The sequence below is a fragment of the Paenibacillus sp. CMAA1364 genome (genome assembly GCF_054373195.1).
The window spans coordinates 19,846-31,256 of record NZ_JBITNB010000035.1; the positions used below are offsets into that span (position 1 = coordinate 19,846).

Below are 11,411 nucleotides of genomic sequence, written 5' to 3' on the forward strand. Positions count from 1 at the left end.
AGTAACCACGTGTGCTTTTTAACGGAAATAGCAGCCTCTATTTTGCCTAAATCGTCACTTTTGGAATTCTAACGGAAGTGAGCGACCTTATGGGGCCCTTTCCTTGGGATTTGAGCTGTTAATGTGCATATAGAGGTCTGTATTTCCGTTAGAATTTCATGTTGGTATTTTTTTCGTGGAATAAGGTCTGTGGCTTCCGCTAGAAAGGTTAGAGAGTCTACCGCCGGCAGATGTTGGTTTGTAACGATTGAATCTTTAACTTCTGTGGAATATTCATGTGAACACGCTTCTTCTCTTTCATCGTAGACTGGTCAAAGGTTCTCAATTATTTATCCAGCATTACCCAGAGGGACCGTAAATATTAGTGTCCGGACATTTCTAATAAATTCCTAAATTGGGGGGTATAAGAACAAACAAACAAACAAACAAATACACAGACTGACCACACAGAATAACAATCTGTGTGGTCAGTCTGTTGACCGGTCATAAACATCCCGATGACTGAATTATGATTTGTCTTTACCTAATAGAATGGACATGCCGAGCAGTGTAACAATAATGGTAGCTCCCATGTCGGATAAGATCGCAATCCACAGGGTGAGCCAACCCGGTATCGTGAGTAGTAGTGCAATAGCCTTCAGTGTTAGGGAAATTCCAATGTTCCAGCCTATAATACGATTCACTCGCCGTGCCATATGGATCGCGCTCGGCAGCTTACCAAGGTGATCTTGCATAAGTACAATATCGGCAGTCTCCATGGCGCTGTCAGTACCTTTTCCCATTGCTATTCCTAATTGGGCTGTCGCAATAGCCGGGGCATCGTTAATGCCATCACCGACCATGGCGACCTTGGAATGAGAGGCAAGGATCTTAATCTGTTCAACTTTCTGTTCGGGTAGAAGCTTCGCATAATAACTAGAGACGCCTGCCTCTGCGGCAATGATTCGTGCGGATTGCTCATGATCACCCGTAAGCATGACTGTTTGAGAGATACCTGCTTGATGAAGCTGATGAATAACGTCTTTTGTCTCGGGTCTCAGTGTATCTGCAAGTCCGAGTAGTCCAAGCACATGGTTCTCATCTGCTGTAATGATCAAGGTGAGACCTTGCTCCTTCAGCCGATGTATATCATGCTTCACCTTAGCCATGTGTTCAGAATCGGTTACTACTACATGTTCTAATATATCTTCACTACCCATCCAAAAGGTAGTTCCTTCGACCTCGCCTTGAATACCTGACCCTGGCAATGTAGTCAATTGAAGGGGTTCAGGGAAGTGGTTAGATTGTCGCTGACTCTGAATATGGCGGATAACTGCTTTAGCCAAGGGATGAAGAGATGATTGCTCCAAGGAACCCGCAACATCATAGAATTGATTGGAATCATAAATCACTTCTTCAATCACAGAGGGAACACCTTGCGTAAGCGTACCCGTCTTGTCGAAGGCGATAACCTCTATTTTACCTAACTGCTCAAGATGAACGCCACCTTTGATTAGAATACCGTTACGTGCGCTACGTGTCATACCGCTTACTAGGGCAATGGGTGAGGAGAGCACAAGCGAACAAGGGCATCCAACAATTAGAATAGCGAGTCCTTGGTATAGCCATTTCATCCATGGTTGACCGAATAGAAGAGGGGGGATAAGAATGACTAAGAGAGCAGCAATCATAATGGCAGGTGTATAATATTTGGCAAATTTATCGATGAATAATTCTGTAGGTGTTTTGCTATCTTGCGCCTCTTGTACTAGATGCATAATTTTAGCTAATGAGGAATCTTCGTAAGCTTTATTAATCCGAATATCTAGCAACCCATCGGCATTGACGCTTCCCCCAAAGACAGCATCGCCTTGTTTCTTGGAGACAGGTATCGATTCGCCTGTGATGGCAGCCTCATTAACTGCGCTGTTGCCTTCATATATGATGCCATCAGAAGGAATCTTCTCACCTGCTCTAACACGGACAAGGTCCCCAACACGAAGATCAGAGATAGGAACGTGAATAATTTCCCCATTGCGTAGAATTGCAGCTTCTTTCGGGGCATTGGCCAGCAGTGCTTCTATCGACTTCCGTGCACGATTCATACCGTAACCTTCCAGTATCTCGTTTACACCAAATAGAATTGCAACGAGTGTGGCTTCCTTCCATTCACCGATGGCAACCGCTCCTGTCAGTGCTACGGTCATTAATGTGTCCATATTAAATTTAAGATGAATGAGATTTTTCAGTCCGCGCCAGAATGTGGAGTAACCACTAAAGATAATAGCCATGATATACAAAGAAATGAGTAAGGGTTGCGGAAGTACACTATTTAATACGAACGTGAGTGTATAAAGAACAACAGCGGTTCCTAGTAGCCACTTGATTAGATTATTGCCCTCATGGCTATGGCCATGCTGAGCATCTGAACCATGTTCATGATTATGTTCCTTATTTCGTATAATACGGCCCCCATCACTTTTCAAAATTTGCTCAACACGTGATACGTCTACATTGGGGTTTAACGTTAGTTTACGGTTAACGTAGCTTAATCGGGCATCTGAACCATGCTCCAATTTCTGAATAGCTTCCTGCATTTCTCGAGCACAGTTGGCACAAGAGATACCTTCGATAGGGTATTCAACATAGGATGTTTCGCTTGTCTTGTCGTTATTGTTACTCATCTTAGATCTCCTCCCTCTGATGCTCCAATGTCATCTGAATTAATGTGCGAATGTGATCATCTTTTAAAGAATAGATGACGTTCTTACCTTCTTTGCGTGATGTCGTGATATGCATATTCTTCAGCACACGTAAGTGGTGTGAAGTAGTTGCCATACTCGTTCCGAGAACAGCTGCAACATCGCAAACACATAATTCCCCTTCGAGATCCAGCATAAACGCAATCTTCATACGTGTAGGGTCCGAGAGTGCTTTGAAGATATCCACCATTCCAGCAATTTCATCTTCTTGAATGATATTGTTCAGTTGATGAATTCGATCTTGATTCACGCATACCACTTCGCATACATCTTCCGTACGTGTTGGCGTAACTTGTATTGGGCTCATGAGCGTTCTCTGCCTCCTTATAAATAAATAGGATTATCATATCTATATTCAAATGTTGGTTTGATTGTTATTCCAATATACACCATAGTTTTATAATATTCAAACGAATGTTTGAATAATGAGCGATTGCGAGTTAAATATAAAAGGACGCCGGTAGGCGTCCTCAATTAAGGAGTGGATGTCATCATCACACATTGCGAAATGACAGACTAAATCCGCTACAACTAACGATTTAACAGAAACCACAGACACTATTCTACCCCATTGAGGTAATATGGGATTGTAACGGAAATACGCGCCCTTATTTGCAAATAATCAGCACAATGTACCCACAATATACGAGATAACGTCTCTCAGTTCCATTAAAGTTCTAAAAGTAACCCTTTGCCCGCAATAAGGTCTGCTGGTTCCGTTATAACAGGTCCCTGCATCGCTTTTACCAAACACCAGTCAATGATTCCCTATTCATCCGTCTAATGGATTACCCCATCTCATTCGAGGTGATGTGCACCCTTTGGCTGTCTTAGTATACGATTCACTTATTCAATCAACTACTCCATCCACCATTGCTTCAAGTTAGTCCACCACGATTGGTCTTTCGTTGGTATCTCTGGTTGTATCTGTTCGATCTCTCCACCATGTAACGTACAGTATTCCGTTGGTTGCGTACCTTGAATAAACACCTCAAGTGTCTTGTTGGGGCAATCCTCAGTGGCCAATTGGTTGGACTCAGGATTAATATATACACTTACGACACCCTCGGGTATAGGAAATATTTTAGGTGGTACATTCTCAAGAGCACGCTCTGTATACTGTGCAAAGATAGGGGCTGCCCGTCGACTGTCTGAGTTATTAATCGTACGTCCCTTATCGTATCCGACCCATACAGCTGTTGTTAATTCGGGTGTGAAACCTACAAGCCAAGCGTCCGTATTGGTTGTACCTGTCTTGCCTGCCACCGGTCTTTTGATGATTGATGATACTCGATTACCTGTACCACCCGTCTCAAAGACGCTTTCCATAAGATGTGTTAATACGTAGGATGCAGCGGGATCGATGACTTGCTCGCCCGGAGTAACTTCAGCTACATATATGACTTCATCCGTGGAATCAGTTATTCGTAGTACAGCAGTGGGTGGTATTCGTAGACCTGCATTACTGATCACTCCGAATGCTGATGCCATTTCCAAAGGGCTGATTGGCGAAGTGCCTAATGCGAGTGAGGGAACCGATTGCAGTGGGCTAGAAATGCCCATCTTTCGGGCTGTCTCGATAACATGTTCAGACCCAAGCTTCATTATAGTATTCACAGCATAGATATTATCACTTGCTGCAATCGCTTGGCGCATATCGATCTCGCCTAAATATTTATTACCGAAGTTGTTCGGTTGATAGGTTTTGCGATTATTATCGTAATGAAAGAGTGTGGGCTCACTTTTGAATGAAGTTAATGGATTCATTTCTAATGAAGATAGGGCACTCAAATACATAATAGGTTTGAAGGCTGAACCCGGTTGCCTTGTCGTCACAAGGGTATGGTTATACTGGTTATTCCGATAATCTGTACCGCCTACCATAGCCTTGATATACCCTGTTCGGGGATCCAACGAGATTAGAGCGACTTCCAGCTCGCTATCGGAATCCATTTCCTTGGCTACGACTTCTTCTGCAACCTGTTGGGCGTGAGCATCCAACGTGGTGTGAATATTCAATCCACCATGATCCAATTGCTCCTCGGTAACGCCTAACTCATCTAGGAGTAATTGGCGAACATAATCTCGGAAATAGGGGGCGGTAATAGTCGTCTTTTGCTCCCCTTGGGGCATGAACGCAAGTTTCTCCCGTGCGGCAGTATTGGCTTCCTGTTTAGAGATATAACCTGTCGTTACTAAGCTCGAAAGCACGATCTTTTGTCGCTTAAGCGCATTATCCATATGATTATAGGGAGAGTAGTATGTTGGCCCTTTCGGAATACCTGCTAGCATGGCACTTTCTGCAAGTGTAAGTTCTTTAGCAGATTTACCGAAATACATATGTGATGCTGCTTCAATTCCATAAGCTCCATGCCCATAATATATTTCATTTAAATACATTTGGAGAATTTCCGTTTTACTATATTTCATTTCTAATTGTACGGTGTATAGGGCTTCTTTCATTTTACGTGACCATGTTTTGGCATGAGATAGATATAGGTTGCGAGCAAGTTGTTGCGTGAGCGTACTAGCCCCTTGTGAACGGTTCATTTTCTCCAGATTAACCAAGACAGCACGGCCCATCCCCTTAATATCGAATCCTGAATGATCGTAGAACTTACGGTCTTCCACGGAGAGTGTAGCTTCCACGAGGGTGGATGAGATCTGATCTAATGTTACGGGCTCATGACTACGTCCACTCGTTGAAAAGGTAGCCATCACTTGCCCTTGGCTATCTAGAATACGAGAGTTCCGATCTGTATCGGCTACGGGTAACTCCGTGTTATATAAATACACCAGCGAAACAGCGCCAATGATCAGAGTGATTATAGTCATGCCGAATAATAATTTGATGACAGTGAGCAACCGATGGTTACGCTTAGGTGGTTTATGTGAAGGTTGCGACATGACAGGTAAGCCCCTTTCTGTTGTGTTCTTCTTTTCTCATTATGGGAATGGAAGGTTGAAGATATTCACCATCAGCCTAAAGTTTCTGACAATAGAAGAACATGTCCTGAATATGGTTGCATTTTCAACATGGTTTATTATAATTGTGAAATATGTTGATGATCTTACGAAGTAAAGGGGATGTAGATAGAAAATGAAATTAGATCAAGCTTATTCGGGAAATGTATTTATATGTAGCTCTGAAGATTACGAAGGTTCTAAGGCTGTCATATATGGCATGCCGATGGACTACACGGTTAGTTACCGTCCAGGTTCTCGATTTGGTCCTTCCCACATACGCCAGGCATCCGTTGGATTAGAAGAATATAGTCCTTATCTTGATAAGAGTATTGAGGATATGACCTACTTTGATGCAGGTGATCTCATGCTACCATTCGGTAACGCGGGACGTAGTCTTGAAGTCATTAGTGAATATGTAGGTAAACTACTAGCAGATGATAAGTTTCCGATTGGTCTTGGTGGGGAGCATTTGGTTACTTGGCCGGTTATTCAACAGATGTATGCCAAATATCCGGATCTCATCTTGATCCATATTGATGCACATGCCGATCTTCGGGAGCATTATGAAGGGGAGCCACTCTCTCATTCCACACCTGTGCGTAAGGCTGCTGAACTCATCGGAGGAAAGAATATATATCAATTTGGTATTCGCTCTGGTTCTCGTGAGGAATTCCAATTCGGTCAAAAAAACATTAACTTTTATCCATTTGAAGTGGCAGCACCTCTAAAGGAAGCTCTTCCTAAAATGGAGAATCGCCCGGTGTATGTCACCATAGACATCGATGTGCTAGATCCCTCGGCAGCACCAGGAACAGGAACAGCGGAAGCAGGTGGCATAACATCAAAGGAACTGCTCGAAGCCGTGCATCTTATTGCCAATTCTGAGGTGAACGTCGTTGGTTGTGATCTGGTAGAAGTAGCACCAATATATGATCCATCCCAACAGACACAGATTGTTGCCGCTAAGCTGATTAGAGAAATGCTACTAGGATTTGTGAAATAAAGAATAGATAATGAGTAGACACCGCTAGAAGAATGACGAAAGTTCAACCTTTCGTCATTCTTCTAGTTGGTGTCTTTCTTATTAATTTTATTTGAATTGAATGTGTGAACTGGATATAGTAGTACAATAGGAATGAACAGATTGGAGATTGTTCGACATATGTCACACAAAACACAAGTACTTATCGTACTGCGAAGTCGTAATGATGGAGAAGAAGTTGTACAGGAGCTACCTGCTGAATTGATCGTGAAGGGTTCAGATTTATATGTACGGTACGAAGAACCCGATGAAGGTCCGCAGGGGGGAACAACCAGAACGACCATGAAGATAACGAAAGACGGTCTCAAAATTATGCGCCATGGTGAAGTACAATCGGAGAACTCTTTTCAATTAGGAGAGAGATTGCCTGGATTCTACCGTTCGCCCTTTACCACATTTAATCTTTCGACACTGACGACAAAGATGGATATACAGATCGAAGGTTGGTATGGTCAGGTGAGTTGGGCATATGATTTGTACGTTTATGAGGATCTGTCAGGACAATTTGAAATTGATTTACATATACAGGAGGAACACAAATCATGACAATCAACCCTTTAGAGCAGATTAACCAATTGGTATCGTCTGCAGTTGCAGATGCGGTGGTGGCTGCTGGATTAATTAGCCTTGAGGAACTGCCTGCGATAACGCTTGAAGTACCTAAGGATAAAGCTCACGGAGATCTATCTACTAACATTGCTATGCAATTAACGAAGATAGCGAAGAAGAACCCTCGTCAGATCGCAGAAGCGATTATCGACAACTTGGATTTGGAAAAGGGCAATATGGAGAAGGCTGAAATTGCAGGCCCTGGATTTATCAACTTCACTTTGCTAAAGAGCTACCTATATCCAGTATTGGAACAGGTTCAGACCCAAGGTAGTGATTATGGAAGAAGTGATGTTGGTCAAGGGAAAAAGGTGCAGATCGAGTTCGTTAGTGCAAACCCGACAGGAACCTTACATTTAGGACATGCTCGTGGCGCAGCCGTAGGTGACGCTTTAGGTCACGTATTGAATTATGCTGGATACGAAGTCACTCGCGAATATTATATTAATGATGCGGGTAACCAGATCATAAATCTAATTAAATCAATTGAGGCAAGATACCTTCAAGAATTAGGACAACCCGTAGACATGCCTGAGGATGGTTATCATGGTGAAGACATTAAGGGATTTGCTAAAGAATTAGTTACGGAAAAAGGCGAATCGTTGGTATCTATGAGCCCTGAGGAGCGCATCGATTTCTTACGTTCTTTCGGTTTAGAGAAAGAATTGGCCAAAATCAAACGTGACTTATCTAGATTTAGAGTGCATTTTGACGAATGGTTTAGTGAAACATCGTTATATGAGAATGGACAAGTTGAGGTAGCGCTGTCTGAATTAAAAGCACGAGGAGAAGTCTTTGAGTTGGATGATGCTACATGGCTACGGACAACGAGCTATGGTGATGACAAAGATCGCGTGTTGGTGAAAAATGACGGAACATATACGTACCTAACGCCAGATATCGCCTACCATCGCAATAAATATAGCAGAGGCTATGACCAAATGATCAACATTTGGGGTGCGGATCATCATGGATATATTCCACGTGTGAAAGCTGCTATGGATTCATTAGGTTATGATTCTAGTAAATTAACCGTATTGATAGCTCAAATGGTAAGTTTATTTCAAGATGGCGAGAAGATTAAAATGTCCAAACGTACGGGTAAGGCAGTTACGATGGTAGATCTGATGGATGAAGTTGGTGTAGATGCCATTCGCTATTTCTTTACAATGCGTAGTATGGACTCCCACTTAGACTTTGACATGGATCTAGCTATTTCAACATCGAATGAGAATCCTGTATTCTATGTTCAATATGCCCATGCTCGTATTTGTAGTATCTTCCGTCAGGCAGAGGAACAGAACATCACATTGCTTCCATTATCAGATATAGATCTAACGGTGCTGAATACAGATCGGGAATATGAGTTACTTCGTAAACTCGGTGAGTTGCCAGAAGAGATTGCTACAGCTGCTGAGAATTATGCACCGCATCGTATGGTTCGTTATGTGTATGAACTTTCCTCTATGTTCCACAGTTACTATAAGGCAGAGCGTGTCATTACGGAGGATGCCATGCAGACACAAGCTAGACTTGCTTTGCTTGGCGCTGTTCGTACAGTCATAAGCAATGTATTACACATTATTGGCGTAACCGCACCAGAAAAAATGTAATTGCGATTAGCCATCCATGATATGATCAATAAAACCAACCCCAAGTAGAGACGATGATATCGTCTTTACTTGGGGTTGGTTACTTTTCGTCGTTTAAGGTTCGCTGTTAACGGTACTGATCCATTTGAAGTGTCCTTCATTCCCTCACGAAGTAGTCGTAGAGCGTTAACTTCACCGCAACTACGAACTAATCTCTGAGAAGTCTTCATACGTAAAGGCGATGCTGTTCGCTGAAGGAGTAGTTTAATATCCAACGGTCGAAGATTAGCGTTCTGTGCAAGTAACAATGCGACAGCTCCACTGACATGGGAAGTAGCCATCGATGTCCCACTCATCTCATGGTATCTACCTTGTGTCCAAGAAGAGATAATCTTATCCCCAGGTGCATAGATGTCGATATGCTGTCCTCGATTACTGAATGTAGCAATTTGCCTGTTGCGATCGGTTGCTCCAACTGATATCGTCTGTGAGTATCGGGCAGGGTAATCAATGGAGCGTCGTTTGCTGTCATTTCCTGAAGAGGCAATGATCGGAATACCCGCAACATATACCTTGTTGACAATTTCCTGCAAAGCGCGACTTCGTGTTTTCATTCCGAAGCTCATGTTAATAATATGAAGATGATTACGAGCGCACCAGTCAATACCAAGAATAATATCGGATACAAAAGCAGACCCGTTATGGTCGAATGCCTTGACGGGATAGATAAGCGACCGTGGAGCAACGCCTATCATCCCTTCGGTACTGTTGGCAGCTGCGATGGTACCTGCAATATGTGTGCCGTGACCATTATCATCATGTGGCAACATATTTCGATTCAACAGGTTAACGCCTCTAGCTAAAGATTGTCGAAGATCCGGGTGATTATAGTCTACGCCTGTATCGATGACTCCGATTCTCACGCGATGCCCGGTAGAAGTTAACCAAGCCTTGGGCGCTTGAATCTGCTTCACCCCATAAGGAATACCGGGGTTGCTATGTGCCTTGCTTGAGATACCATGAACCTTTATGGGTATATTGGGTTCAAACGATACGGAATCTTTGAAGCGATTCTCGAACTTTTTTAACGTGGTCACAGGTGCAATGATGGAATGAATCAGATGAGAGGAGTGTATGATAGGAATATGAATACCTACGGTCATTAATCTGCTTAACTCTCGTTGGAATGCGTAATAACTCTTTGGATGATGAAATGTCATAATTTGTTGATCCTGAATTGGGGAGCGGGTATCCGCATCGTCAATCAACATCTGTATAAAGCGAGAGTAGTCCATGCTGAGTCGTCCCCCTCGTAATGAAGCTTACTGAGGTATTCTATGATGATCTAACGCAACGCGAGTGGGAACTTGCCCTTATTTACGTAAATAGGCACGAATGTGTTGTCAAAAAGAATCGATGTACATAATATATAGAGAAGAGACCAGATGTCTCTGATTCGACTCCCGCAAGGAGTTTCTTCCTCAAGGGTTGGATACAGTCAGAAGGTAGGGATACCCCTACCTTTTTTATCATTATGGGGTGCTGAGAGTGCTTACCAAAGAGAGTCGTACTTAACAGAATCAATACTGAAATATTAAAACTTGCATTTTAATCCCAAATAGGTTTTACTTGATTGTGTTAAACGATTTCTAGATAAATATTACGTGTATTATGCACATTGCGTGAGAGGAAGTGTTCATAAGTGAGTGCACCGCTCCAATTGAAACTTGACCCAGAAAGAATCAAAGAAATGCCGATGGTCGATTTGGCTTTTGTTATTCTAAAGACAGTTAACACCCCATTCTATTATCTTGATCTAATGGCTGAGGTAGCCAAACAGCGTGGTCTAAATGAGAATCAGATGAATGATCTGATTGCACAGTTATATACCGAGATCAATATTGATGGTAGATTTGCTTGCGTCGGAACGAATCTATGGGGCTTGAAACGTTGGTACCCTGCAGATCGATCTGAAGATCCTATTGCGAATGCCAAGCGTCCGCGTATCATCAATGATGAGGACGATTTAGAAGATGACGACTTCTCCGATGAAGAAGAAGCTTTTAACGGTGAAGGGCCTGAAGATTTTGACAGAATTGATGAAGATCATGATGATGTTTATAGTGACGATGATTCGGAAGAAGAACCTGAAGATGAAGATGTTGATTTAGAAGAAGAAGATGAAGATGAAGACTTAGATGAATCGGATGAGGAATCTGAGAATGAGGATAGTGATAACTAGGCTCATTGGTCTATTAAATCATTGTTTTATGTTGCAATTGTGAACAATGTATTCCTCTCTTGACAGAGGCCATGCCACAGAGTAAACTATTGCATGGGCTTATGATTTGACGTGAATAATTATTTGAAATGATAAAAAGTGCCCCCGCACTACGGGTGTCACTTTTTTGTTGTGCGCCCAGCATGGGCGCTATCTATAGGGTGTGAGTCCCGAATGGC

General features: G+C 42.7%; 8 protein-coding genes. 4 read left to right on the forward strand and 4 right to left on the reverse strand.

The features are described from left to right. Nucleotides 1-506: 506 nt before the first annotated feature. From ACH8E3_RS15530 to ACH8E3_RS15540, 3 genes are all read right to left on the reverse strand, one after another. Nucleotides 507-2,663, reverse strand: coding sequence for a heavy metal translocating P-type ATPase (locus ACH8E3_RS15530; RefSeq protein ID WP_458633552.1), 2,157 nt, complete (start codon nucleotides 2,661-2,663; stop codon nucleotides 507-509). A 1-nt stretch (nucleotide 2,664) separates the two neighbouring features. Then, the gene (locus ACH8E3_RS15535; RefSeq protein WP_458633553.1) at nucleotides 2,665-3,048 is read right to left on the reverse strand and encodes an ArsR/SmtB family transcription factor; all 384 of its coding nucleotides are present in this window, start codon (nucleotides 3,046-3,048) and stop codon (nucleotides 2,665-2,667) included. Nucleotides 3,049-3,599: 551 nt separating this feature from the next. Next, nucleotides 3,600-5,648 (reverse strand): transglycosylase domain-containing protein, encoded by a 2,049-nt coding sequence (locus tag ACH8E3_RS15540; protein ID WP_458633554.1) that lies wholly within the window; start codon nucleotides 5,646-5,648, stop codon nucleotides 3,600-3,602. A gap of 193 nt (nucleotides 5,649-5,841) precedes the next feature. Here ACH8E3_RS15540 and speB point away from each other — a divergent pair, with 193 nt between their 5' ends. The 3 genes from speB to argS all read left to right on the forward strand — a co-directional run bounded on the left by speB (nucleotide 5,842) and on the right by argS (nucleotide 8,972). Beyond that, the gene (gene speB / locus ACH8E3_RS15545) at nucleotides 5,842-6,711 is read left to right on the forward strand and encodes an agmatinase (RefSeq protein WP_458633555.1); all 870 of its coding nucleotides are present in this window, start codon (nucleotides 5,842-5,844) and stop codon (nucleotides 6,709-6,711) included. Between the two features lie 159 nt (nucleotides 6,712-6,870). After that, the gene (locus tag ACH8E3_RS15550) at nucleotides 6,871-7,296 is read left to right on the forward strand and encodes a YwiB family protein (RefSeq protein ID WP_458633556.1); all 426 of its coding nucleotides are present in this window, start codon (nucleotides 6,871-6,873) and stop codon (nucleotides 7,294-7,296) included. After that, complete coding sequence (argS, locus tag ACH8E3_RS15555; RefSeq protein ID WP_458633557.1) at nucleotides 7,293-8,972, forward strand: arginine--tRNA ligase; 1,680 nt, start codon at nucleotides 7,293-7,295, stop codon at nucleotides 8,970-8,972. Before ACH8E3_RS15550 ends, argS begins: the two co-directional genes overlap by 4 nt. Nucleotides 8,973-9,037: 65 nt before the next feature. On the opposite strand, the gene ACH8E3_RS15560 is transcribed toward argS, so the two are convergent. Further along, on the reverse strand, nucleotides 9,038-10,246 hold the full coding sequence (locus tag ACH8E3_RS15560) for a S8 family peptidase (protein ID WP_458633558.1): 1,209 nt from the start codon (nucleotides 10,244-10,246) through the stop codon (nucleotides 9,038-9,040). Nucleotides 10,247-10,653: 407 nt separating this feature from the next. Here ACH8E3_RS15560 and rpoE point away from each other — a divergent pair, with 407 nt between their 5' ends. Then, the gene (gene rpoE / locus ACH8E3_RS15565) at nucleotides 10,654-11,193 is read left to right on the forward strand and encodes a DNA-directed RNA polymerase subunit delta (protein WP_458633559.1); all 540 of its coding nucleotides are present in this window, start codon (nucleotides 10,654-10,656) and stop codon (nucleotides 11,191-11,193) included. Nucleotides 11,194-11,411: the final 218 nt, after the last annotated feature.